The organism is Rhizobium sp. P2_G9 (assembly GCF_056403475.1).
Genome location: NZ_JBFUFK010000009.1, coordinates 33,812 through 58,804, shown reverse-complemented (window position 1 = coordinate 58,804; position 24,993 = coordinate 33,812). Strand labels below are relative to the sequence as shown.

At 60.4% G+C, this 24,993-nt stretch carries 25 protein-coding genes; 10 read left to right on the top strand and 15 right to left on the bottom strand.

The window, feature by feature from the left end; translation table 11 throughout:
- The first annotated feature begins 67 nt into the window (after positions 1–67).
- The 6 genes from rpsF (at position 68) to AC1DYF_RS09435 (ending at position 5,805) form a co-directional block, all read left to right on the top strand.
- Complete coding sequence (gene rpsF / locus AC1DYF_RS09460) at positions 68–526, top strand: 30S ribosomal protein S6 (protein ID WP_477876459.1); 459 nt, start codon at positions 68–70, stop codon at positions 524–526.
- A gap of 12 nt (positions 527–538) precedes the next feature.
- Positions 539–790 carry a 30S ribosomal protein S18 gene (gene rpsR, locus AC1DYF_RS09455; RefSeq protein ID WP_477876458.1) on the top strand — a complete coding sequence of 84 codons (252 nt, stop codon included), beginning with the start codon at positions 539–541 and terminating at the stop codon, positions 788–790.
- A 191-nt stretch (positions 791–981) separates the two neighbouring features.
- Positions 982–1,938: a DUF2232 domain-containing protein gene (locus AC1DYF_RS09450; protein ID WP_477876457.1), complete on the top strand. Its 957-nt coding sequence runs from the start codon at positions 982–984 to the stop codon at positions 1,936–1,938.
- A 12-nt stretch (positions 1,939–1,950) separates the two neighbouring features.
- Positions 1,951–2,526, top strand: coding sequence for a 50S ribosomal protein L9 (gene rplI, locus AC1DYF_RS09445; RefSeq protein ID WP_477876456.1), 576 nt, complete (start codon positions 1,951–1,953; stop codon positions 2,524–2,526).
- 252 nt (positions 2,527–2,778) lie between these two features.
- A complete protein-coding gene (locus AC1DYF_RS09440; RefSeq protein ID WP_477876455.1) occupies positions 2,779–4,059 on the top strand; it encodes a class I SAM-dependent methyltransferase in 1,281 nt (426 codons plus the stop codon).
- Between the two features lie 246 nt (positions 4,060–4,305).
- Positions 4,306–5,805, top strand: a complete 1,500-nt coding sequence (locus AC1DYF_RS09435; protein WP_477876454.1) for a replicative DNA helicase — start codon at positions 4,306–4,308, stop codon at positions 5,803–5,805.
- Positions 5,806–5,858: 53 nt separating this feature from the next.
- On the opposite strand, the gene AC1DYF_RS09430 is transcribed toward AC1DYF_RS09435, so the two are convergent.
- From AC1DYF_RS09430 to AC1DYF_RS09410, 5 genes are all read right to left on the bottom strand, one after another.
- Positions 5,859–6,128 (bottom strand): type II toxin-antitoxin system RelE family toxin, encoded by a 270-nt coding sequence (locus AC1DYF_RS09430; protein ID WP_477876453.1) that lies wholly within the window; start codon positions 6,126–6,128, stop codon positions 5,859–5,861.
- Positions 6,112–6,339: a type II toxin-antitoxin system RelB family antitoxin gene (relB, locus tag AC1DYF_RS09425; protein WP_477876452.1), complete on the bottom strand. Its 228-nt coding sequence runs from the start codon at positions 6,337–6,339 to the stop codon at positions 6,112–6,114. The genes AC1DYF_RS09430 and relB overlap by 17 nt, the downstream gene beginning before the upstream one ends.
- Positions 6,340–6,403: 64 nt before the next feature.
- Positions 6,404–6,706: an AzlD family protein gene (locus AC1DYF_RS09420; protein ID WP_477876451.1), complete on the bottom strand. Its 303-nt coding sequence runs from the start codon at positions 6,704–6,706 to the stop codon at positions 6,404–6,406.
- On the bottom strand, positions 6,703–7,401 hold the full coding sequence (locus tag AC1DYF_RS09415; protein WP_477876450.1) for an AzlC family ABC transporter permease: 699 nt from the start codon (positions 7,399–7,401) through the stop codon (positions 6,703–6,705). Before AC1DYF_RS09415 ends, AC1DYF_RS09420 begins: the two co-directional genes overlap by 4 nt.
- Positions 7,402–7,481: 80 nt before the next feature.
- Complete coding sequence (locus AC1DYF_RS09410) at positions 7,482–8,342, bottom strand: AraC family ligand binding domain-containing protein (RefSeq protein ID WP_477876449.1); 861 nt, start codon at positions 8,340–8,342, stop codon at positions 7,482–7,484.
- Between the two features lie 97 nt (positions 8,343–8,439).
- On the opposite strand from AC1DYF_RS09410, the gene alr reads away from it, so the two are divergent.
- The 4 genes from alr (at position 8,440) to pssA (ending at position 11,856) form a co-directional block, all read left to right on the top strand.
- Positions 8,440–9,573 (top strand): alanine racemase, encoded by a 1,134-nt coding sequence (alr, locus tag AC1DYF_RS09405; RefSeq protein WP_477876448.1) that lies wholly within the window; start codon positions 8,440–8,442, stop codon positions 9,571–9,573.
- 196 nt (positions 9,574–9,769) lie between these two features.
- Positions 9,770–10,039 carry a hypothetical protein gene (locus AC1DYF_RS09400; protein WP_477876447.1) on the top strand — a complete coding sequence of 90 codons (270 nt, stop codon included), beginning with the start codon at positions 9,770–9,772 and terminating at the stop codon, positions 10,037–10,039.
- Between the two features lie 239 nt (positions 10,040–10,278).
- Positions 10,279–10,977, top strand: coding sequence for a phosphatidylserine decarboxylase (locus tag AC1DYF_RS09395; RefSeq protein ID WP_477876446.1), 699 nt, complete (start codon positions 10,279–10,281; stop codon positions 10,975–10,977).
- Positions 10,978–11,856, top strand: a complete 879-nt coding sequence (gene pssA / locus AC1DYF_RS09390) for a CDP-diacylglycerol--serine O-phosphatidyltransferase (RefSeq protein ID WP_477876445.1) — start codon at positions 10,978–10,980, stop codon at positions 11,854–11,856.
- Positions 11,857–11,861: 5 nt separating this feature from the next.
- Here pssA and AC1DYF_RS09385 read toward each other — a convergent pair whose 3' ends face one another.
- The 10 genes from AC1DYF_RS09385 to AC1DYF_RS09340 form a co-directional block, all read right to left on the bottom strand.
- Positions 11,862–14,000: an AMP-binding protein gene (locus AC1DYF_RS09385; RefSeq protein WP_477876444.1), complete on the bottom strand. Its 2,139-nt coding sequence runs from the start codon at positions 13,998–14,000 to the stop codon at positions 11,862–11,864.
- A gap of 293 nt (positions 14,001–14,293) precedes the next feature.
- The gene (locus tag AC1DYF_RS09380) at positions 14,294–15,031 is read right to left on the bottom strand and encodes an SDR family NAD(P)-dependent oxidoreductase (protein ID WP_477876443.1); all 738 of its coding nucleotides are present in this window, start codon (positions 15,029–15,031) and stop codon (positions 14,294–14,296) included.
- A 5-nt stretch (positions 15,032–15,036) separates the two neighbouring features.
- Positions 15,037–16,503, bottom strand: a complete 1,467-nt coding sequence (purF, locus tag AC1DYF_RS09375; RefSeq protein ID WP_477876442.1) for an amidophosphoribosyltransferase — start codon at positions 16,501–16,503, stop codon at positions 15,037–15,039.
- Positions 16,504–16,700: 197 nt separating this feature from the next.
- A complete protein-coding gene (locus AC1DYF_RS09370) occupies positions 16,701–17,348 on the bottom strand; it encodes a CvpA family protein (RefSeq protein WP_477876441.1) in 648 nt (215 codons plus the stop codon).
- 88 nt (positions 17,349–17,436) lie between these two features.
- Positions 17,437–18,840: a DNA repair protein RadA gene (gene radA / locus AC1DYF_RS09365; protein ID WP_477876440.1), complete on the bottom strand. Its 1,404-nt coding sequence runs from the start codon at positions 18,838–18,840 to the stop codon at positions 17,437–17,439.
- Positions 18,840–19,157 (bottom strand): type II toxin-antitoxin system RelE/ParE family toxin, encoded by a 318-nt coding sequence (locus AC1DYF_RS09360; RefSeq protein WP_477876439.1) that lies wholly within the window; start codon positions 19,155–19,157, stop codon positions 18,840–18,842. Before AC1DYF_RS09360 ends, radA begins: the two co-directional genes overlap by 1 nt.
- Positions 19,154–19,417 (bottom strand): type II toxin-antitoxin system ParD family antitoxin, encoded by a 264-nt coding sequence (locus AC1DYF_RS09355; protein WP_477876438.1) that lies wholly within the window; start codon positions 19,415–19,417, stop codon positions 19,154–19,156. The genes AC1DYF_RS09360 and AC1DYF_RS09355 overlap by 4 nt, the downstream gene beginning before the upstream one ends.
- Before the next feature lie 89 nt (positions 19,418–19,506).
- Positions 19,507–20,037: a regulatory protein RecX gene (locus AC1DYF_RS09350; RefSeq protein WP_477876574.1), complete on the bottom strand. Its 531-nt coding sequence runs from the start codon at positions 20,035–20,037 to the stop codon at positions 19,507–19,509.
- A gap of 72 nt (positions 20,038–20,109) precedes the next feature.
- Entirely contained in the window at positions 20,110–21,999 is a 1,890-nt protein-coding gene (locus AC1DYF_RS09345; protein ID WP_477876437.1) for an ABCB family ABC transporter ATP-binding protein/permease, read from the bottom strand.
- Between the two features lie 163 nt (positions 22,000–22,162).
- Positions 22,163–24,841: a LysM peptidoglycan-binding domain-containing protein gene (locus tag AC1DYF_RS09340; RefSeq protein WP_477876436.1), complete on the bottom strand. Its 2,679-nt coding sequence runs from the start codon at positions 24,839–24,841 to the stop codon at positions 22,163–22,165.
- Between the last annotated feature and the right edge of the window lie 152 nt (positions 24,842–24,993).

Below are 24,993 nucleotides of genomic sequence, written 5' to 3'. Positions count from 1 at the left end.
AACAGTCGTTGAGGCTTGGCGCCAAACCGGGTGGGATTGATGAAACGCAAGAAAGGCAAAGAGTTTCATGGCTCTCTATGAACATATTTTCCTTGCCCGGCAGGACATTGCCGCCACGCAGGTCGACGCGCTCGTCGAAACCTACAAAGGCGTCGTGGAAGCTGCCGGCGGCAAGGTCGGCCGTATCGAGAACTGGGGCCTCAAGTCCCTCACCTACCGCATCAAGAAGAACCGCAAGGCCTTCTACGTGCTGATGGACATCGACGCCCCGGCCGGCGCCGTGCAGGAAATCGAGCGCCAGCAGCGCTATAACGAAGACATCCTGCGCTTCATGAGCATCAAGGTCGAAGCCCATGAAGAAGGCCCGTCCGCCATGATGCAGAAGCGCGATCGCGACGACCGTCCGCGCCGCGAAGATGGCGACCGTCCGTTCTCTCCGCGTGGCGATCGTCCGCCGCGCCGTGACGATGGCGATCGTCCGCCGCGCCGCGATGGCGACCGTCCCTTCCGTCCGCGCGACAACTAAGGAGATCTCACCATGGCTGATACTTCCTCTTCCTCACCGGCCCGCCGTCCGTTCCATCGTCGCCGCAAGACCTGCCCGTTCTCGGGTGCCAATGCGCCGCGGATCGACTACAAGGACGTCAAGCTGCTGTCGCGCTACATTTCCGAGCGTGGCAAGATCGTCCCGTCCCGCATCACTGCGGTGTCGCAGAAGAAGCAGCGCGAACTGGCCCAGGCCATCAAACGCGCCCGCTTCCTGGGCCTTCTGCCCTACGTCGTCGCCTAAGCAATCGCTACGGCATGACTCTGCGGCAACTGTCGCAGCCTGACTCACGGGAAGGCGGCTTCGCCTTCCTCCTCCCTTCCGCGATGGGCGCGGATCGGAAAACCTAAATCCCATGTTGGGGACCTGAGATCTCAATTCAGGACAAACCCCTAACTGCTTCATTCGCTTGAATGAACAGGACAGCGAGAACGATGAAACCGACTGCCAACCCGATCCTGATCGGCATTGTTGCCGGCTTGGCCGCAGCCATATTGATGGCTGTGTCCGTCTACGTGCAAATCGTTCCCCAGCTTGTAGCCATTACGCTTCTCTTCATCGCCGGCCTCGGCTTCGGTCGGGTGGCAGGCATCGTTGCGGTCGTGACCGTGGCGCTCGCCCTGGGCGCGTTGACGTCTTCGCCACTTTTCGCGCTAGTGCTCCTGATCACACTTCTGCCGGCGGCTGTGATGAGCCAGCTTGCCAGCCTAGCGCGACCCGCCGCAGAAATCGGTGGGCCTGAGACTTCGCTTGCTTGGTACCCGCTCTCCGACATGCTGCTCGCCGGTGCTACGCTGGTTGCGCTGGCAACGATATTCTTGCTGATGCTACAGACAACGGCGACCTATGAGCTGGCGGCCGATCAGGTGATCCAGATGGCTTCGGAGATCAATCCAAGTCTCGTCACTCAGGATCTAAGGCCGCAACTGATTGTCGCGATCAAGACCTTTCTGCCGTTCGGACAAGGGATCGGCAATATGGTTCAGTTGTTTGCCGGCTTCTACTTTGCCATGCGCATTCTGACAGCAATCGGCCGCAGCGTGCGTCCGCGCGAGGACATTCGCGCCAGCCTCAGGATGAACCGGCTGTCGATCGTCGTGTTTCTCGCGGGCGTCGTGCTGATGTTCGCCGGCGACAAAGCCGCCATTATCGGCGCCTCCTTTGCCGGCGCCATGGCCGGTGGCTATCTGCTTTCGGGCTTCGCCATCATCCACAATGCGGTGCGTGAAAAACCCTGGGCGCTGCCGGCGCTCATTCTCGTCTATCTCGTCACCGTGATTTTCCCGCCGCTGACGGTCGTGATCGCGATCGCCGGCGGCCTCGCAAATCCGCGTCGCGCCATCGCGCTGACGCCGGCAAGACCCAACCAGACCTCCAACAATTCGAACTGAAAGGAACATAAAATGGAAGTCATTCTCCTCGAACGCGTCAACAAGCTCGGCCAGATGGGCGAGACCGTGAAGGTGCGCGACGGCTATGCCCGCAATTTCCTGCTGCCGATGGGCAAGGCGCTGCGCGCCAACGAAGGCAACAAGAAGCGTTTCGAAGCCGAGCGCGCCACGCTCGAAGCCCGCAATCTCGAGCGCAAAAGCGAAGCCCGGACGGTTGCCGACAAGCTCGAAGGCAAGAGCTTCGTCATCGTCCGCTCGGCCGGTGAAACCGGCCAGCTCTACGGATCGGTTGCCGCTCGCGACGTCATCGAGACGCTTGCCTCGGAAGGCTTCAACATCGGCCGCAACCAGGTCGATCTCAACCATCCGATCAAGGAAATCGGCCTGCACAAGGTCACGCTGCACCTGCATGCGGAAGTCGAGATCGAGATTTCGCTCAACGTCGCCCGTTCGGCCGACGAAGCCGTCCGCCAGGCCAAGGGCGAAAGCCTCACCTCCGCTGACGCCATCTACGGTGTCGACGAAGATGCGCTGAAGCCGGAAGACTTCTTCGATCCGAACCAGCTCGAACACGGCGAAGAGCTCTAATCTTACCGATTTGAAGATCTTCTCGAACGGAACCTTCGGCCTAGCCGGAGGTTCTTCTTTTTTGAAATTAACCATATGTGACGTTTTTTGGCCGACTGTCCCCTCGCCCACATAAAACGTTCGTTCAATATAGTTGACGACTAGCTGCGTTTTGATAAGTTTACCAAACATTAACGTTTTGTAACGTCGGCCGAAACCACCGCGCGAGCGTTGCGTGGCGGCGAAGCCGCCATCAAAGTGCGTGGTGATCGAATGTTCAACGGGATTCTCGACGGGTTCATTGCCAAAGCCGTTGTCAAGGGCAGCCTCAAGGTGACCTATGCAAATGGCAAGACCAAGTCTCATGGCGACGGCAGCGGCAAACCGGTTCATTTGCGTTTCAATTCAACCAAGGCCGAGCGTCTCGTGCTCTGGGATCCGGAATTCTATCTCGGCTACTGCTATGCCGAGGGCATGGTCGATATCATCCAGGGTGACGTCTATTCCCTGCTCGAAACGATTTTTGCCGGCAACCCGGGCGGCACCTACGAGAAAAAGTCGTGGATGAAGGCGATCGAAACGATTCGCTACAAGCTTCGGCATTTCACCGAGAACAATATCGCTTCCCGCTCGCGCAAGAACGTGCAGCACCATTATGATCTGACCGGCGCGCTCTATGACCTCTTCCTCGACGCCGACCGTCAGTATTCCTGCGCCTATTTCGAAACGCCGGACACCGATCTCGAACAGGCTCAGCTCGCCAAGAAGCGTCACATTGCGGCGAAGATGGTGATGAGCAGGCCAGGCCTTTCCGTGCTCGACATCGGCTGTGGCTGGGGCGGCATGGCGCTTTATCTCGCCCGTTTCCTCGGCGCCAAGGTCAAGGGCGTGACGCTTTCCGACGAGCAGCTCGGTATCGCCAAGCAGCGCGCCGCCGATAGCGGCATGGCCGACCGGCTGCGCTTCGAACTGCAGGACTATCGGCATATCGAGGAAAAGTTCGACCGTATTGTCTCCGTCGGCATGTTCGAACATGTCGGCCGGCCGTTCTACGACGAATATTTCCGCAAATCGGCGCATCTGCTCAAGAAGGACGGCGTGATGCTGCTGCACACGATCGGCCGTACTGATGTGCCTTCGACGACGAACGCCTTCATTGAGAAGTATATTTTCCCTGGCGGCTATATCCCGGCAATGTCGGAAGTGATGCCGTCCATCCAGCGTTCGGGCCTCAAGATCACCGACGTCGAAGTGCTGCGCCTGCACTATGCCGAGACGCTGCGCGCCTGGCGCGAGCGCTTCATGGCCCGCCGCGAGGAGGCCAAGAAGCTCTACGACGAAAAATTCTGCCGCATCTGGGAATTCTACCTCGCCGGCTCCGAAAGTTCCTTCCGCTGGCAGAACATGGTGGTCTTCCAGTTCCAGCTTGCGCATGATCAGGAAGCCGTTCCGCTGACCCGCGACTATATCGGGACCGCAGAGGCCTGCCTGCGCAATCTCGAGCAGAAGCAGGGCGTGGGTGCGGCAACATTCCCGCAACAAGCAGCCGAATAGGCTATTTTACATCCAGTCTAGCCGCGGCCTGCACCTTTCGGTGCGGGCCTTTTTGTTCTATATCTGTTCTCTATTCGAGTCGGTGCCACAGTCAATGATTTGATGCAGGATTCATTTTCTTGTCCACCGAATCCGAACTCCTGTGGACATCGGACACAAGTTAACGGATTGGCAAGATTCATCTGCATCTAGAGGCGCTCCGGTCTATAGGATCGCGCTTACGACAAAATGATGACGGGCAGGAACATGAAGGACGCAGCGCGCAGATTGGCCGCGATCAGCAATACCGAGGCCGCGCCGCATTATCGCGAGGCGCCGAACAATATCGAGGCGGAACAGGCGCTTCTGGGCGCAATCCTGGTCAACAATGACGCCTTCTACCGGGTGTCGGATTTTTTGAAGCCGATCCACTGGCATGAGCCGCTGCACCGCCGCATCTTCGAGGTGGCGGGCGACATCATCCGCATGGGCAAGACGGCCAATCCGGTGACCATCAAAACCTTCCTGCCGGCCGACGACAAGGTGGGCGACCTGACCGTGGCACAGTACCTGGCGCGGCTTGCGGCCGACGCCGTGTCGATCATCAATGCCGAGGATTATGGCCGGGCGATCTATGATCTGGCGCTACGCCGCTCGCTGATCACCATCGGCGAAGACATGGTCAACATCGCCTATGACGCGCCGCTCGACATGCCGCCGCAAACGCAGATCGAGGATACCGAACGGCGGCTGTTCGAACTCGCAGAGACCGGCCGCTATGACGGCGGCTTCCAATCCTTTGCCGATGCCGTGGCGCAGGCGATCGACATGGCGGGGGCAGCCTTCGAACGTGATGGCAATCTTTCCGGCATTTCCACCGGCATCATGGCGCTCGACGCCAGGATGGGCGGGTTGCAGAAATCCGACCTGATCGTCCTGGCCGGCCGGCCGGGCATGGGAAAGACCTCGCTCGCTACCAATATCGCCTACAACATCGCCGCGGCCTATGAGCCTGAGGTGATGCCTGACGGCTCGTTCAAGGCGAAGAATGGCGGCGTGGTCGGCTTCTATTCGTTGGAAATGTCGTCCGAACAGCTCGCCACCCGTATCATCTCGGAACAAACCGAAGTGTCGTCGTCGAAGATCCGCCGCGGTGACATTACCGAGGCCGATTTCGAAAAGCTCGTCGCCTGCTCGCAAATGATGCAGAAGATCCCGCTGTTCATCGACCAGACCGGCGGCATCTCGATCGCCCAGCTCGCCGCCCGCGCCCGCCGCCTCAAGCGCCAGCGCGGCCTTGACGTCCTGGTCATCGACTACATCCAGCTGATGACCGGCTCGAAAAAGTCGGGCGAAAACCGCGTGCAGGAAATCACCGAGATCACCACCGGCCTGAAAGCGCTCGGCAAGGAGCTCGGCGTACCGATCATCGCCTTGTCGCAGCTCTCCCGCCAGGTGGAAAGCCGTGACGACAAGCGGCCGCAGCTCTCGGACCTGCGCGAATCGGGCTCGATCGAGCAGGACGCCGACGTCGTGCTGTTCGTGTTCCGCGAGGAATATTACGTCAAGAACTCCGAGCCGCGCGATCCAGACGATCCGAAATATGCCGAGTGGGAGCAGCAGATGGACAAGGTCAAGGGCACGGCCGACGTCATCATCGCCAAGCAGCGCCACGGACCGACGGGGACGGTGAAGCTCGCGTTCCAGTCAGAGTTTACGCGGTTTACGGATCTGGCGGACCAGAGCTTTACGCAGTACGAGCATTGATCGAATATGGTTGAATGGCTGCAGGGGCGACTTAAATCGCCCCTGCTCAATTGCTAACGATAGACCTCTCTCCGATTTCCGATTTTGACAACGAGAATGATAAACCTATCGTCTTCGATCCGAGAGATGACGCGGTAATCGCCAACCCGGTATTTCCAGAACTCTCCCAACTTGGAGCCCTTCAAGGCCTCGCCGATACTGCGCGGATCATCGAGTCTGGAAACACGATCGTAAAGAAAGCGCAGGATGCGTTTGGTATTGACGGAGCCGAGTTTATCAAGCTCCTTGGCAGCAGCCGGATCGAATTCAATCGTCCAAGCCATGTCGCTTCAACAGCTCTTCGAGGGGAATCGTCTTCGTCTTACCGCTTTGAATGTCGATCAGACGTTGTTCCGCCAAAAAGAGATCCTCAAGATCGCCGAGATGTTCGCGGATGGCCTCAGTGACATAAAAGGTTTTGCTGCGGCCCGTGCGGTTGGCGAGATCGTCAAGCCGGGCCTCAATATCTGCCGGCAGGCGTATGGAAAGCGGCATTTGCCTCTCCTGCGATACAAGTATCGCACCCATATATCATCGGCGCGAGACTCGCAATACCGGTCTATAGCCCAGCCGCCCTCAGCGCCACCACGCTCGCCACCCCGATCACCACGCAGACCAGCAGCGGCAGGCGCATGGCCGCAAGCGCAGTAACCGCGCAGGCGATTGTTTCCGCCCAACCGGTTGCCAGCGCCGTCGGCGCAATCACCGCCATCAGGACGGCTGGCGGGATGGCATCGAGCACTTCGCGGGTCTGCTCGCCGATCGACAGATAACGCAGCAGGAAGATGCCGGAGACACGGGTCAATATCGTCGCTGCAGCCATGGCGAGAATGGCAAGGAAAGTGTTGAGGTCAAGGCTCATTGCGCTACCGCCAATCTTCTGAACCGGCCGCCAATGAGCGCTGCCATCAGGCCGGCCGCGGCACCTGCGGCGATGTACCAGGCGCCGGGCACGAAATGATGCACCGCGATCGCAGCGACGGCGCTGGCGATCAGAACCAGGCCCGTCGCCGGTCCCTTCCAGAAGCCGATCACCAGGACGATGAACACGGCCGGAAAGGCAAAATCGAGCCCGATGGCTGTGGGATCGCCGAGAAGGGCGCCAAGCACGGCGCCGATCAGACTGCAGACCACCCAATTGAGATAAAAAGGCACCGCCAGGCCGGCATAATAAGCCGGGGTGAGTGTCGTCTTGCGCGCCCGCGCTTCCGACATTGCCCAATTCTCATCGGCCATGACCAGGACGCCGACATATTTCTGCAGGGGCGAGAAAGCCTGCAATTTACGGCCAAGCGACGCGCCCATCAGCACATGGCGGATATTGACCAGCAAGGCTGCGAAACCGAGCGCCGTCCAGGACGCCGGATGTGTCCAGATATTCATTGCCACGAATTGCGAGCCGCCGGCGAACACCATTGCGCTCATCAGCGTCGCCTCCAGCGGCGAGAGCCCTTTGGACGCGGCCACGGCACCAAATACCAATCCGATCGGCATGGCCGCGACGATGATCGGGGCAATCGTGCGCATGCCGGCCAGAAACTCGCTTTTCCAGGTCATGATATCTCCTTCGACGGTGTGCCTGGATAGCGACCTCGGCCGGACATGTCTTGAATGAAAGTGCGCGAGCGCAGCGTGTTTCAGCCGTTGCGGAACACCGCCGGCGTCACGCCGGTGCGCGCCTTGAAATGGCGGGTAAAATGCGCCTGGTCGGCAAAACCGCATTCCACGGCGACATCCGAAAGAGCGCCGCCCGATCTCAGCAGCCGGCGCGCATGGCGGATGCGCATATCGGTTTGGAAGGCATGCGGCGTGATGTAATACTGCTTGCGGAAGGCGCGGATGAGATGCGCGCGGCTGAGGCCCGAAATGCGGACCAGGTCTTCTAGCGCAATATCCGTAGCAAAATTCTCGGCAATGAAATCGCGGGCACGGCGCAGCCCCGTACGGTCGTCGCCTTTCGGCGGCGCGATGATAATGCTGCCGTAGCGCGCGAACATTTCCGCCAATACGCCGAATATGCCCTCCTCGGCGGCAAGTTGATCCTTGCCTTCTTCCGTCAGCCGATGGGCGCGTTGGAAGGCAGCGGCAAGTTCCGGATCGGTCAGCAATTGCCGTGCAAAGCTCGGCGTGCCGTGAAAGGCGCGGCCGGTCACATCTTCGAGGATATCGGTCAGCAACCCGATCTCCGGATAGATCATCCGGTAGCGGTAGCCCTCGCGAATGCCCGGGGCGCCATCATGGATCTCGCCGGGATTGAGCAGATAGATGGCGCCGGGGCCGGTGAATTCGCGCTCGCCACGGATCTTGGCGATCTGGCAGCCGGCCTCGATCGCGCCGATCGAAAACGTGTCATGCGCATGCGGGGCGAATTCATGGGTGATGAAGGTCGCAGCCATGCACTCCATGCTCCGGAAGCGCCTGTCCCTCCAGAACCTGGTATTCTCCGATGCGGTGACCGGCATGGCTTCCGTTGCCTGCCGCTGCGAAACATTGTTCATCCCTGCGTGATAGCCGAAATTCCGCCATCGGTCTTGAACAAAAGTGCCCGGTGCCGGCAGCCTTGTTCGGTGACTGGTTTGCCGATAAGAGCGCATCATGAACGAAATGAAATCCTTCCTCCCCGCCGACGCCGCTTTCGACCATGCCAGCGCACGGCTGTCTGTCGATCTCGGTGCCATCGTCGCGAACTGGAAGGACCTTTGCCGGCTCTCGGGCAAGGCGCGCACGGCGGCGGTGTTGAAGGCGGATGCCTATGGGTTGGGCGCGGCCGAAGTCGGGCTGGCGCTGGCTGCGGCGGGATGCCGGGATTTCTTCGTGGCAACGCCTGAAGAAGGCAGCCGGCTGCGGCGCGTGGCGCCCGAGGCGCGGATATTCGTGCTGAACGGCGTCTGGCGCGGCGTCGAGGCACCGGTGCTGGCGGACGGTCTCATCCCGGTCGTGGGCTCGATGGAGCAATATGCTTTCCTGCGGACGGCCGCGCCGGATCACCCTTACGCACTCTATGTCGACACCGGCATGAACCGGCTGGGGCTCACTGTCGCGGCGGCTGCATCGCTGGCCGCGGATCCGGCGTTGAAGCCAGGTCTCGTGCTCAGCCATCTCGCCTGCTCGGATGAGCCACATCACCCGATGAACCAGCGGCAATGCGAGTCTTTCCGCGAGGTTACACGGCTTTTCAAAGGTATCGAATCCAGTCTTTGCAATTCAGGCGGCATCCTCCTCGGGCCAGATTACCATTTCGACCTGACCCGGCCGGGCATTTCGCTCTATGGCGGCGAGGCCGTGACAGGCATGCAAAATCTGATGCGGCCGGTCGTCACGACGGAAGCGCGCATCCTGCAAATCCGCGATGTGCGGGCGGGCGAGGCCGCAAGCTACGGCGCCAGGCATCGGTTCGAGCGAGACAGCCGCATCGCGATCGTCGGCGCCGGCTATGCGGACGGCTGGCACCGGGCACTGTCCGGCGCGGGCACTGTTCTGCGCAAGCACGGTTCACCGGGCGCTTTCGGTTTCATCGCAGGAGTGCGGGTGCCAATGGTTGGCCGAATCACCATGGACCTGGCGACATTCGACATCGGCGACATTGCGGAAGATCGTGTCCAGACAGGCGATTATGTGGAATTGTTCGGACCCAATATCAGCGTCGATGATGCCGCTCGCGCCGCAGGGACCATCGGCTATGAATTGCTGACGAGCCTGGGGCCGAGATACGCGCGACGATTTTTCTGAACGATCGTCACAAACTTAAATTTGCCCGGATTCGCTGTAGAACTGACCACAACAACCCGAGCATCGAATGCATGCAAATGCATGTCTGTCGGCCCAGTCATCGCACTGGGCGGGACTGGGATTTTGCGTGCACTTCTCTCAGATTGTTCTCAACTTTATTTTTCAATCAACAGCATATGAAAAACGGAGAATGCTCATGAGACTCTTATTGATGGCGCTGACCGCCACCTTGCTCGCCAGCTCCGCCCAAGCCGCCTACCTGGTTTCACCTGATGGCACCTATCTCGGCGAGTTGAATGATAACCAGTTCGATCCGAATTCCATTTCAAATCCGTATGGGAAATATGGCAGCCGCTACAGCGAGGATTCCGTCAACAACCCTTACGGCAAATATGGAAGCCCCTACTCGAACGAGTCACTCAAGAACCCCTACGCGACCAAGGCTCCGATTGTCATAAAACAGTAATGCGCTCTGCGACGGATCGACGGATGACATCCCTCAGCATCAGGCCTCGCAGCATAAACGGAGGCATAGCGCGAAGCGTTGATGTCTCAATTGTTGCCGGCATGTCGGGCAGGCCTGACGTTGTGCCCCTCTTACCTGCCTTCGCTGCGGCGCAGGTTGCGGCCATCAATCTCGAACACGGTTGATGGCCGCGCCATTTCGCGCTAGGCCGTTTGGCGAAACAGGGAACCATCCGGACCATGAGCCTGGTTGACAGCATAAAGAACACGTTCGTCCCCATCCATCACGAGGGACATAAATTCATCGTCGCCTTCTTCGCGGTCTCCGTCATCCTTGGCTTCCTATGGCTGCCACTGTTTTGGCTGGGCCTCATCCTGACGGCCTGGTGTGTCTATTTCTTCCGAGACCCCGAGCGGCAGGTGCCACAGGACGAAGATTGGGCGCTCAGCCCTGCTGACGGGCAGGTTTCGCTGATCACCATGGCGCCGCCGCCGCCCGAGCTTGGCCTGTCCGACGCACCGATGCTGAAGGTCTCGATCTTCATGAATGTCTTCAACTGCCATGTGAACCGCGCGCCGATGCGCGGCCGCGTCGAGCATATCGCCTATCGCGAGGGCAAGTTCCTGAGCGCCGATCTCGACAAAGCAAGTGACGACAACGAACGCAATGGCCTGATCCTCGACACCGTGCACGGCCAGATTGGCGTGGTGCAGGTTGCGGGCCTCGTGGCGCGGCGGATCGTTTGCTGGACGACGCCGAACTCGCCACTCGATGCCGGCGAGCGTTTCGGTCTGATCCGTTTCGGTTCGCGGCTCGACGTCTACCTACCGGACGGGTTTACGCCGCGCGTTACCGTCGGGCAGAACGCCATTGCCGGCGAGACGGTGCTGGCGGAATTCGGCTCCGAAAAGGGGCCGGTGCTGGCGCGGAGGCTTTAGATGGACACCCCAATCGGCCATTCCGAAAACCACGAGACGAAAACGGATAATCCGCGCGGACCCCGTCTGCGCGAAATTCCGCTCAGGATGATGGTGCCGAACCTCATCACCGTGCTGGCGATCTGCGCCGGCCTGACCGGCATCCGGCTTGCCTTCGAGGGCCGCTTCGAACTCGCTGTCTCCATGGTGCTACTTGCCGCCTTCCTTGACGGCATCGACGGACGCATCGCCCGGATGATGCATGCAACGTCGAATTTCGGCGTGCAGATGGATTCGCTTGCCGACATCGTCAATTTCGGCGTCGCGCCGGCGCTGGTCCTTTATGTCTATGTGCTCGACCAGGCGAAATCGCTCGGCTGGATCGCGGCGCTCATCTACGCCATCTCGGCCGGCCTCAGGCTGGCGCGATTCAACGTCATGGCGGAGCGGCCGAACAAGCCGCAGTGGCTGTCGGAATATTTTGTCGGCGTACCGGCGCCCGCGGGCGCGTTCCTGGTATTGCTGCCGGTCTATCTGGGTTTCCTGGGCATCGAAGCGACAAAATACACGGCCTGGGCCGCAGCAGCCTATACGGTGGCGATCGGCTACCTCCTCGTCTCCCGCGTGCCCGTCTGGTCGGGCAAGTCGCAGCGCGTCATCCGCCGGGAGAATGCACTGCCCTTCATCCTGATCGTCGTGCTCTATGTCGCGCTGTTGATGACCTATACCTGGGAAGTGCTGGCGGCGACGTCCATCCTTTATCTCTGCACCCTGCCTTTTGGGGCGAAGCAATGGCACAAGCATTATGGGTCGCTGCCGGAACATGAAACGGCGATCGAGGAAGGCGTCGTCCCGGATGACAAGCCGCATCCGGAAACGAATGACACCCCGCACGAATGATGTGACTAGGTCTTGATACGCGAAAGCGCCAACGCCTGGGTGCTCGGATAGTCGGTCTTGCCGCTACCGAGCAAGGGAATCGCCTCTATCGGGATGATGTCGTCAGGAAGCATGAGTTCCGGCGCACCGCTGCGTCTGGCATGGGTAATGAGATCATGCCTGTCGGCCGGATGCTGGGTGGTGACCAGCACGATGCGCTCGCCGCGCCGCGGATCTGGAATTGCCACGGCGGCGTGCTGGGCATCCGGCCAGAGTTGCTGCGCCAGCGCCTCCACCGCGCTGAGAGACACCATTTCGCCGGCAATCTTGGCAAAGCGCTTGGCGCGGCCCCTGATGGTGATGAAGCCGCGCATATCGATCGAAACGATATCGCCGGTGTCGTACCACTTGCCGGGCAGCGGCTGCAGCACGCCCGGCTTGTCGGCAAGCAGATAGCCGAGCATCAGGTTCGGGCCCATGATCTGCAGCCGCCCCCCCTCTTCGATACCCTCGACCGGTTCCAGACGCATCTCCATGCCGGAGAGCAACCTGCCGACCGAGCCTTCCTTTAAGAAGTTCGCAGAATTGACGGCGACGACGGGCGAGGCCTCGGTCAGACCGTAGCCCTCGACGATCAGTGCGCCAAAACGCTCGGCATAAACCTTGCGCGTGTCCGGCTTGACCGCTTCGGCGCCGGCGACGATCATACGCACGCTGTCGAAATCGCCATCCCGTGCCGCACGCGCGTAGCCGTGCAAGAAAGTGTCTGTGCCGAACATGACGGTTGGAGCAGTCTTTCGTGCCGTAGCCGGGATCATCTTGTAATGCAGCGGTGACGGATAGAGATAGAGCCGGATGCCGTAGAGCAGCGGCAGCACCATGCCCCCCAGAAGACCGAAGGAATGGAAGAGCGGCAGCACGTTGAACAGGCTATCGGCCGGTGAAATATCGACCCGGCAATCGGCCTGGGCGGCGTTGGCGACGAGATTGCGCGACGACAACGCCACCCCTTTCGGCACGCCCTCGGACCCTGAAGTGAAGAGAATGACAGCGACGTCCTCCGCGCGGGTCTTGCTCACGGCACGCCGGCAAGAGAGAAAGGCTTTGAATTTTTCCAGCGAGCCGATCTCCTTGCGGAGATCTTCGAGATAGACCACTGCCGTTCCGTTGGCGCGCATATGCGCCACGAGGTCCTGCAGATCGGCCTTTTCGATGAAAGCCCGCGACGACAGGACGGTACGGATCGCCGCGGTGTTGATTGCTGATGTGACTGCGGTCGGACCAGCCGTATAGTTCAGCACAGCGGCCGGGCGGCCGGCGGAAAAAAGCCCAGAAATCGCCAGCACCGCTCCGCTGGCATTGGGCAGCAGCACGCCGACTGGTTCGCGCGGACGTGTCATGGCCGCGAAACGGACGGCCAAGACCCGTGCGCCGATCAGCAATTGCCGATAAGTGAGACGCGCGCCGAGTGAATCTTCAAGGATCTTGCGGCCCAGTCCATTGACCCGGGCGGCCGTCGACAGGGACTGAAACAGCGTCTGCGACAGATTCACCGATCGGAATTTTGCCAGCATCAGGCCGTCCAGCAGATGGTCCGCCAAGATGGTGGTATCCGCCTCATTGGCGATMAATGGTGGAGCAGCGGTGACGACGATCTGCGGCAGAATGCTGCGCGGAGCCTGCTCCTCGGGCCAGAGCGACAGCAGCGAAAGCCGCGTGCCGCGAATGAAGATCGGCAGGATGCGCGCACCCGTTTTCCTTGCAAGGGCGCCGACCTGGTCGAGACGGGCCATCGTCTCCGGACTGGCCTCGACTTCCTTCGGAACATGGAGGCAGATATGGCCCCGGCCGACCACAACCGAGCGCATCAATATCAAGAGCTGCTCGGCATCGCCAGAAAGATCCAAATGAAAGGTGCCTAGCGGAAGGCAGGCTTTCAACAGCGGACGGTCAAGTTTCGATTGCCGTGAAACGAGGTAAATGGTCGATCCCGTCAGGATCGTCCCCTGGTCGAAGCCCTCGAAGCGCATGCCGAAGGCGAATTTGAACAGCGTGCGCCAGAAGGATTGGCCATAAGTCAGACCCGTCCGCGCCTTCTCCCGCCAGGCCGAAATGGCCCAGGCGAGAATAGCGGCTCCGACAACAGCAATGACCGCGTGTAACACCAGATCCCCCAAGACTCCGTCTTACCAGTCTGGCAAAAAATTAGAGGAAATTGAAGGTCGTAGCGACGGGCTTTTAGGATATTCCCGGAAAGCATCTGGATGATAAACAGGCGCCTGCAGCAAATATGCCTGCACTACGGGTGGCGGCAGCCATCCAGATCAGACGCGACAAGACTTCACGATGGCGCAGCGACGTCGTCGAAAAGAATATCACACCTGACCAGGCGCCGGCAGCAGAGCCGATTCGGCGCCGGTCGACGCGGTCGGCGCCGCGACGGTAAACGACCTGCGCTTCACTCAGGGAGCTTGTAGTCGGCGAAGCGTTTCTCGCGGACGATGTAGAGCTTGCCGGTCTCGGTCATGTCGGGGCCGGTCAAGCCGGCAATTTCGCGGGCAACTTCGCGCGGATGCGGCAATGTTTCCGGATCTTCGCCGGGATAGGCTTGCGCCCGCATGGCCGTCCGCGTGCCGCCCGGGTCAACGCTGATCACCCTCAGCGGCAGGCGCTCGCTCTCATAGGCCCAGGTGCGCGTCAGCGCCTCGACCGCAGCCTTCGAGGCCGAATAGGCGCCCCAGAAGGGTTTGCACTTGTGCGCCAGGCTGGAGGTCAGGATGAGCGCCCTGCCCTGGTCGGATTTCTGCATCAGCGGATCGACGGAACGGATCAACCGCCACGTCGCCGTGACATTCACCGTCATTACCTTCTCGAAGGTCTTGGCCTCGAAATGGCCGATCGGCGAAATGCCGCCGAGCACACCGGCATTGGCGACGAGGATATCGAGCTTGCCCCAGCGTTCGAAAATCGCGCCGCCGAGTGCGTCGATGGCCGCCATGTCGGCGAGGTCGAACGGTACCAGGGTGGCGCTGCCACCTTCGGCGCGGATGGCGTCATCGAGCTCTTCAAGACCGCCGACCGTGCGGGCGCAGGCGACGACATGCGCGCCCTTTTTCGCCAGTTCGAGCGCCGTAAAATAGCCGATGCCACGCGAGGCACCGGTGACCACCGCGATGCGGCCGGAAAGATCAGACATTCTTGTTATCCGTTATACGCCAGAAGATCGAGCGTGCGGATATTGTTCACGCCTTCCTGGTCGGTCAACTGGGTCGGATACTGGCTGGTGAAACAGGCGTCACAGAACTGGGGACAGCTGTTGTTGCGCGAAGGCTCCTTGACCGCACGGTAAAGGCCGTCGATCGACAGGAAGGAGAGCGAATCGACCTTGATATAGGCAGCCATTTCCTCGATCGACATGCGCGACGCAAGCAGCTTGGATTTTTCCGGCGTGTCGACGCCATAGAAGCAGGACGACATGGTCGGCGGCGAGGCGATGCGCATATGCACTTCCTTGGCGCCGCAATCGCGGACAAGCTGGACGATCTTCTGCGAGGTTGTTCCGCGGACGATCGAATCATCGACAAGGACGACGCGCTTACCCTCGATGGTGCGGCGGTTGGGATTGTGCTTGAGCTTGACGCCCATGTGGCGGATCGACGCCGTCGGCTGGATGAAGGTGCGACCAACATAATGGTTGCGAATGATGCCGAGCTCGAACGGAATGCCCGATTCCTGCGAGAAGCCGATCGCCGCCGGCACGCCGGAATCCGGTACCGGGATGACGATATCCGCATCTACCCCGGCCTCGCGGGCGAGTTCGATACCGATCTGCTTGCGCGCTTCATAGACATTGCGACCGTCGACGATCGAATCGGGACGGGCGAAATAGACATATTCGAAAATGCAGAAGCGCGGGCTTTGCTTGTCGAACGGAAACAGGCTTTCAATGCCTTTCTCGGTGACAATGACCACTTCGCCCGGCTTGATGTCGCGAACGTAGCGGGCACCGATAATGTCGAGCGCACAGGTCTCGGACGCCAGGATATAGGCGCCGTCGAGGTCACCCAGCACCAGCGGCCGGATGCCGAGCGGATCGCGCGCGCCGATCATCTTTTTCTGCGACAGGCCGACCAGCGAATAAGCACCTTCGAGCTGCGACAACGCATCAATGAAGCGCGCGACGAGATGATCCTGCTTGCTCATCGCGATCAGGTGCAGGATGGTCTCGGTGTCCGAGGTCGACTGGAAGATTGCCCCCTGCCGCTGCAGGTTTTTTTGCAGTGTCAGCGCATTGGTGATGTTGCCGTTATGGGCCACGGCGAAGCCGCCGCCGGCCAGTTCGGCGAAAAAGGGTTGGACGTTGCGCAAGCCCGCGCCGCCCGTCGTCGCATAGCGCACATGGCCGATGGAGCGAGAACCGGGCAAACGCTCCAGCACCGCCGAATTGGTGAAAGTGTCACCGACGAGGCCGACATGGCGCTCGATGCGGAACTGCTTGCCGTCGAAGGAAACAATACCTGCCGCTTCCTGGCCCCGGTGCTGCAGCGCGTGCAGGCCGAGCGTCACGACGGCTGCCGCCTCGGGCTTGCCAAAAATGCCGAATACGCCGCATTCGTCATGAAATGCGTCGGCCTCGTTCTCGTCGATCAGAGAAACGTCTTCGTTCATCGATGTGCAGCCTTCGGCTCGTTGGGAGACAGGAGGGCAAAGCCCGTTCATTCATCCATTCGGCGAGATAGATCTCAACCTTGACAGAAGCCGGGAACATAAGAAAAAGCAAGGCAATTTCAAGTCGTCCCGGCCGATTGCGCGCCAGATTCTCGTGCTTTGCACCGCATGCTTAACGGCATGCCGTCACAATGTCGTTACTGCTGCGTCGTCGCCGGCTTGTTGGCATTGTCGTCGGCCGGCGCAGTGTCCGTGGCATTGTTGTCGTCCGCCGGCGCCGTGTCCGAATCCGCCGGTGCATTTGCATTGGCGGGCGTCTTGTCGCTGTTCATCTTCTCTTCGATCTTCTTGCGCAGCAGGGCCGCGATATCTTCCGGCAGCGCCGCCTTCAGCTTCTCGCCGAGATTATCGAGAAAGGGCTTGGACTTGGCATTGGCCACCCAGGCAGGATGCTTTTCCTTCGGCACCCATTCATTGAAGAACTGCACGGCGACAACAATGATCAGGATACCACGCGCGGCGCCAAAGATGAAGCCCAGCGTGCGGTCGAGCGCACCGATGCGGCTGTCGATGATCATATCGGCAATGCGCATGGTAATGAAGGAGATGACGATCAGCGCAACCAGGAAAATAATGGCGGCCGAGGCGATGATGGCGAACTTGTCCTCATGGATAAAGTTCTTCGCGTAAGGCACGCCGTAGGGATAGAGCTTATAGGCGGCGTAGGCCGAGCCGACCCAGCTCACCACAGAAAGCACTTCGCGCGAAAAGCCGCGCACCATGGCGAGCACGGCAGAAAACAGCGCCACACCGAGGACAATACCGTCAAAAGCTGTAATGGGCATAAAGTCTTCTCCAATACGGCGCGTATGTCCATTCAACGCCACTCGTCCCTCAAGGCACCTATAGCATCGGCGCGCGGAAACGAAAGCCTCAATCCTCTGCCGGGTCCTCCGGACCCACATGTTTCGATCCGGCGATCTTCACCACGAGGTCCATAAGACCTTCGATCGCGCTCCAGCCGCCGGCCGGCGATTTTGACAGCTCAGCCGAACCATCGGCAAGCACCGCCTTTTGAAAGCCGAGCTTTTCGGCTTCCTTAAGGCGCAACCCCGTGTGGCTCACCGGCCTGACCGCCCCCGAGAGGCTGATTTCGCCGAAATAGACGCAATCCTGCGGAAGAGCAAGACCGGCCAGCGACGAAACCAGGGCCGCGGCCACGGCGATGTCGGCGGCCGGTTCGGAAATGCGATAGCCGCCCGCAACATTGAGGTAGACGTCGTAATTGCCAAGCCGCACACGGCAATGCGCCTCGAGCACGGCGAGAATCATCGCCAGCCGGCTCTGGTCCCAGCCAACCACCGCACGACGCGGTGTGCCCAGCGAGGTTGGCGCCACCAGCGCCTGCACTTCGACCAGCACCGGCCGCGTGCCTTCGATGCCCGCGAAGACCGCAGCCCCAGGCGCCTTGGCATTGCGTTCGCCGAGGAAAAGTTCCGACGGGTTGGAGACTTCGCGCAGGCCCTTGTCGGACATTTCGAAAACGCCGATCTCGTCGGTCGGCCCGAAGCGGTTCTTGACCGTACGCATAATGCGGTAGTGGTGACCTCGATCTCCCTCGAAATAAAGCACGGCGTCGACCATATGTTCAACGACACGCGGACCTGCGATCTGGCCGTCTTTCGTGACGTGGCCGACCAGCACGATTGCCGCTCCCGTCTGTTTGGCGAAACGGATCATCGCCTGGACGCCAACGCGTACCTGGGTCACCGTGCCGGGCGCAGCGTCGGCGACATCGCTCCACAGCGTCTGGATCGAATCAATGATGACGAGGTCGGGACGCGGGCCATCGGCGAGCGTGGCGAGAATATCCTCGACATTGGTTTCAGCGGCGAGCAGCACACCGGTGTCGGCGGCATCGAGCCGCTGGGCGCGTAGCCGGACCTGTGCCACCGCCTCTTCGCCCGAGACATAGATGACGCGGTTGCTACGGCGGGCCAGAGCGGCCGCCGCCTGCATGAGCAGTGTCGACTTGCCGATGCCGGGATCGCCGCCGATCAGCACCGCCGAGCCGCGCACGAAACCGCCACCGGTCACTCGGTCAAGTTCGGAAATGCCGCTTTCGATGCGAGGCGCATACTCGACTTCGCCCGAGAGCGTGGTCAACGTCACCGCCCTACCCTTCTTCGGCGTCCTGGCCGGTCCACCGCCGATACCGCCGGTCGGGTCTTCTTCGATGATCGTGTTCCAGGCGCCGCAACCGTCGCACTTACCCACCCAGCGGGAATGCACGGTGCCGCAATTCTGGCAGATGAACTGGGTTTTGGATTTGGCCATCAATCTTCAGCACCCGGAGCGAAAAGCTCTGAGTTCACTTCCTGTCTTCCGTGGAGAATTCTGATTATCTGCATGTCGCCGGCATCGACACGGAAGTAAATGCACCTATCTTTGAACGGGAACGCACGCAATCCCGGAGAAAGCCACTCGCGCGACACGCCGGTATTTCCGGACGAAGCGAGCGAAACAATCTTATTTTCGATGGCAGCTACCATATGCGTCGCGGCCGCTGGGTCCTTCTCTAAAAGATAGCAGTAGATACCAGCGAGATCGCGGAGTGCACGCTTCGAATAATGAAACTGCAGCTTCCGGATCACTTGAGCGCTTTGGCGTTTTCTACGATATAGCGCGTCAGGTCGCCGGGTTTATCGAAGGTCATATAGTCCCCACGTGCTATATCCGCATCCCCTTCGGCAATCAGCCTGCGAAGCTCTCGCAGCTTCGTTTCCCGCTCAAGTGCCTCGAGGCCGGCGCGAACGACCGCGTTCTCATCGGAAAAATTACCGGCGGCAATTTGCTCGGCAATGAACTCCTCTCGCTCGCTTGGAATTGAAACGCTGATTGTCCTATCGTCCATCGGCCACCTGCCATTGCTTCGGTTCCAACAAGCTAGCAAAACAAGAACAAAATAGCAACTTACTTACTGACAATTGTGCTGCAGGACATTCAATCATCCCGATCGTCGGTCGCGGCAGGACCGCCGAGGATCAGATCCTCGGCCTGCTCCCGGGTCATCGACAGGACTCGACGGCCGGTGTCGTAGCTGAACCCCGTGCGAGCGAGGGAGGCCATCTCCTTGACGAAGCGATCATTATCCGCGTCCTGCGGTCGGAACGGGCCTAGTCCGCGCTTGCGTGCATAGATGGCGGCTGAATAGAGATCGTCGGCATTCGCCACAGCCTGACGTGCGATATCTGAGCTTATGCCCTTGACCGATAATTTCTGCGCGATCGCTCGGCGCGACTTGCCGCCGCGCGACCCCGAACGCGTGCTGACCTCGGCAAATGTTTTGTCGTCGAGCGCCTGCAGCTCATAACCAAAGCGAACGGCCGCCTCGACGAGCGCGGCGACCTGCGATGCAGTAATGTCCTCGAACTTCTGTGCCGCCTTGCGGCGAATCGCATCGCGAAGCTGCTTTTCGCTCATCATCGCTTTCGAAAGCCGGTAGGCTGCCGAGTTGCGAGCCCATTTGAGCATCCGCGCCGTAGGCCCAGCCTCTGCCGGGTCTTCGTGATCAGATTCCAGGTTTTGCGACACCACGCGCTGCTATCACTCCGCCGCTGGTACGCGCCGCTCGACCACGCCGAGGTCATCTTCCTCGCGCACCTTCTTCAGGTGCTCCTCGGCTTCGGTGGCTTCAAGCTGGCGGTTCCACATCGAAGCGTAGAGACCGCCATGAGCCAGGAGTTCAGAATGCTTGCCGCGTTCGGCGATGCCGCCGTCCTTGAGCACGATGATCTCGTCGGCCTTGACCACTGTGGAAAGGCGGTGAGCGATCACCAGCGTCGTGCGATTCCTGGACACTTCATCCAATGCCGTCTGGATTTCTTGTTCAGTGCGCGTGTCGAGCGCCGAGGTCGCCTCGTCGAGAATGAGGATCGGTGGCGATTTGAGAACAGTGCGGGCGATCGCTACGCGCTGCTTTTCGCCGCCCGAGAGTTTCAGACCGCGCTCGCCGACCATGGACCTATAGCCTTCCGGCAGCGCCTTGATGAAGGTGCCGACCTGGGCGATGTCGGCGGCGCGCTCGATTTCCTCCTGCGTCGCCGAGGGACGGCCATAGCGGATGTTATAGGCAATGGTGTCGTTGAATAGCACCGTGTCCTGCGGCACCATGCCGATGGCCGCGCGCAGGCTTTTTTGCGTCAGGCCGCGCACGTCCTGGCCGTCGATCGTGATCGAGCCTTGCTGGACGTCGTAGAAGCGGTAGAGCAACCTGGAAATGGTCGACTTGCCGGCACCGGAAGGGCCGACGACAGCCACGGTGTTGCCGGCAGGAACGTCGAACGAGATACCCTTCAGGATCGGCCGGTTCGAATCATAGGCGAAGTGCACATTCTTGAAGGAGATCGCACCAGATTCGATCTCCAACTGCCTGGCGTCCGGCGCATCGACGATTTCGGGGCCGACACCGAGGAGATCGAACATCTGCTCGATGTCGGTCAAGCCCTGACGGATTTCACGATAGACGAAGCCGATGAAATTGAGTGGCACGGAAAGCTGCATCAGCATGACATTGATGAAGACGAAGTCGCCGATCGTCTGTTCGCCACGCTGCACGGCCAGCGCCGACATGACCATCATCGCCATGGTTCCAATGCCGAAGATCACGCCCTGGCCAAAATTCAGCCAGCCGAGCGAGGTCCAGACCTGCGTCGCCGTCTTTTCGTAGCGCGCCATCGAGACGTCGAAGCGCTTGGCTTCCATCTCCTCGTTGCCGAAATATTTCACAGTTTCGAAATTGAGCAGCGAGTCGATCGCCTTGGTATTGGCGTCGGTGTCGCTGTCGTTCATTTCCTTGCGGATGTTGATCCGCCAGTCGCTGGCGCGAATGGTGAACCAGATATAGATCCACACCGTCAGTGCCGTGACGAACAGATAGGAGAAGCCGTAGCCCCACCAGAAGATCACCGCCGTCAGGATGAATTCAATGATCGTCGGCACGGTATTGAGGATGGTGAAGCGGACAATCGTCTCGATGCCCTTGGTGCCGCGCTCGATAATGCGCGAGAGCCCGCCGGTGCGGCGTTCGAGATGGAAACGCAATGACAGCTGGTGCAGATGGACGAACGTCTTGTAAGCGAGCTGACGCACGGCATGTTGGCCAACGCTGGCGAACATCGCGTCACGCAACTGGTTGAGGCCCCATTGCACCAGGCGCGCAACGTTATAGGCGATCACCAGCATGATGGCGCCAAGCATGAAGGTCGGCATCCAGCCAAGGCCGGTGAATTTGCCATTCAGTGCATTGGTTGACCATTTGAAGAAATACGGGACGAGCAGCAGGACGGCCTTGGACACCAGGAGAATGACGGTTGCCCAGACGACGCGGGCCTTCAGGTCCGGCCGTCCCGAGGGCCACATATAAGGCCACAGATTGACGATGGTCTGAAGCGTCTTGCCGGAATCGCCGGAGACCTTCTTGTCGTTGCCCGCCATGCCCACACCATGATCGATTACGATGACAGACAGCGGCGCCCCTTGCGGGACGCCGCGCCTGCAGGTCAAATAGGATCATGTGCGGTATTTGACAACCGCCCGGCGCGGGAATTTGGAAGTCGCCATCCAGATTTCTGGACAGCAGCGTCTCGCCAGACGTTGTTCAGCGTTTCCGCTGCTCCATGCGCTCGCGATGCAGTTCCTCGGAATTCGGCAGATATTTTTCCGGAACGCCGAAAATCTGGCCGGGCATGATCCGGTCAGGGTTGGCGATCTGATCCTGGTTGGCGAGATAGATCGTCGTATAGCGCACGCCGAGGCCATAGGCACGCCGCGAAATCTGCCAGAGCGTGTCGCCGCGGCGGATGATAACCGACGCCGAAGCGCTTGGCTTGAGAGGCGCCTGTTCGATGACCTTGGGCTGGTTCTGGTCGACCGCGGCGACTTCGGCGCTCTGCTTCGCCGGTTGCTGATTGGCGGGCTTGGTTTCGGTCGAAGCGCTTTGCTTGTCGACCGCCTTCGCCTCGGGCGTAGCCTTGTCTACCGCTTCCATGCTCTCGCTCGGCTTGGCAGCTTCGGCCTGTTCGTCCGCTACAGTCTTGGACGGCGCGGTCGCCCGGTCGGAGTTCTCCTTTGCCGCGACAGTCTTCTTGGATGCGGCAACTTCCATCACCGGCGCCACTGCCGAGGTCACAGCCGCGTCAATCGAATTGAGAGCCGTTTTCACGGCATTGGGATCCTGCGGCAGCGATTTCAGCAGCGCCAGCGCCTGGGCAGCCTTGCCGGCCGTCTTGTCGGCCATTTCCTTGGCCATCGGATCTTCGTCGGCGCCGATCTTGATCTGCGACAACGTCTTCAGCGCGATCTCGGTCGCCGAGCGCGCCGCAGCCAGTTCATCAAGCGTCGGCGTACGGCCGGAGACATAGAGCCCCTTGAGCAGCGCGATTGCCTTGCCGGCCTCTTCGCGCGCCTTGTCATATTCGCCGTCGGCGAGCGGCTGCATCTTGGCCTCGGCCGGCGCAGTGTCGCCGTTGACGGCGGCCAGTTGCTCGCCTTCGGGGCGGAAGAACGGCACCGAAGCGCGGAATTCGACGCGTTTGCCGTCCTTGCTCAGCACATCAGCACGGATCGTATGGGCGCCAACCGAAAGCGGCAGGCGATTGTCGGCGACGAAACGGCCATTGGCGTCGGTTGCGACTTCCGCCACCAGCTTGTCGTCGGCATAGACCCGCACGACCGATTTCGGACGTGCCGAACCCGCGACGAAGATCTTGTCGCCTTCGATTTCCACGGCGTTCACCAACACTTCCGGCGCATGCATCGTCTTTGCCGATGTGGATGCTTCGGTGGAAACGACCTTCACATCGTTGGTTGCCGGCTTGGTCTTGTCCGTATTCAGATCCGCAGTCTCGGTTTGGTTCACCGCAGCTTCCGGCGCCTTGGAGGCGTCTTTTGTCTCGGCGGAGTCAGCCGGCTTGGCCGTGTCTGCGGCAGATGCCGTATCAGTTGGTTTGGTTTGTGTCTCCGCCTTGGCAGTTTCGGTGGACTTCGCCTTGTCAGCCGGCTTTGCCTCTTCCGCCTTTGCCGTTTCGACGGGCTTCGCGGTCTCCTGGGCCTTGGCGTTTTCGGCAGACTTGGTCGCGTCGGCTGATTTTGCAGTCTCCGCCTTTGCTGTGTCCACCGGCTTCACCGTCGACGCCTGTTCGGTCTTGCTCTCGGCGCCAGTTGTCGTCTTCGCAGACTGGTCAGTTGTCTTCGTCTCTGCAGCGGGTTTGTTTTCCGTGTTCTGCGCGACAACGGTCTCCTGCTTGGCTGCCGGCTTGGCATCAGGCATTTCCATGATGCGCGACGGCTCACCCGGCTTGGTCACCATGGCGAGAAGTTGGCCCGACTTGTCGGCCGGAATGGAAACAGTGGCGACTTCTGCGGAGGCGACCTGCTTGCCATCCTTGCCGGTGAGCCGGATCACCAATTGGTGATCACCCGCCTTGAGCGGATTGTCGAGCACGGCGACGAAATCACCCGTATTTCCCGCATCGGTGGACGCGATGACCGTGTTGCCGTCCAGGACGTCGACCTTCGAATTTGGTTTAGCCTTGCCGGCAATGAGCGTCGAGCCGTCCTTCTCGACACGCAGCACGTCGAAGGTGGGCAGCGACGTGTCCGCCGTCTGCTGCATTTGATCAGCCTTTGCCTGATCGGCAGGCTTGGCGTTGTTGTCAGCCTTGGCGACGTCTGATGTCGCGGCATCGCGGGCTGGCGCAGGCTTGCCTTCCAACGCCGCCATCATCGCCGTCTTCATATAGACGAAGCCTTTGCTGGCACTGTCGGGGTCGGTAGGCATTGCATCCAGCGTGTCGAGCGCGGTCTTCGCGCCGTTGGAGACATTGGCCACAATGGCTGCCGTCTGGGCATCCATGCCGTTGGCCGCCGTCATTTCGCTGGCATTCTTCAGCGCCGCGGCAAGTTTGGCGCGCGCGGCGGCAAGCTGTTCGGCAGTCGGCCGTTTGCCGTCAGCAAACAGAGCCTCGAATTCGGCGGCAGCCGTTTCGCCGTCGGTCTTGACGCGCGCCATCTTCTGCAACAGCACGGTCTTCGCGTCGTCCGCCTTCTGCGCGACCTCGGTCTTGGCCTTTTCCGTCGTTTGCTGTGCTTGTCCGGCAACCTGGTCGATGGTCTTCTGCACCGTGTCCGAAGCCTTATCCATCGTCTCGCCGGCCTGCTTGGCGAGTTGATCGATAGCCTTCTTGCCACCGGATTGCGGCAGCACCACGAAATACATCACCGCGGCGGCGACTGCCACGACAACCAGAGCGACCCAGACGGCGCCGTTTCTCTTCATCTCTATCTCCGGGCGGCCAAATTCCGCCATCTTCCTGATGAAACTGCTAGCGTTTTCATATTCTATTCTCAAGCATTTCCGGGTCTTACGCACGGAGTATAGCAGGTTTTCCGTCATTTTTCTTGACTGCACCGGCCGCTCATAGTCATTTC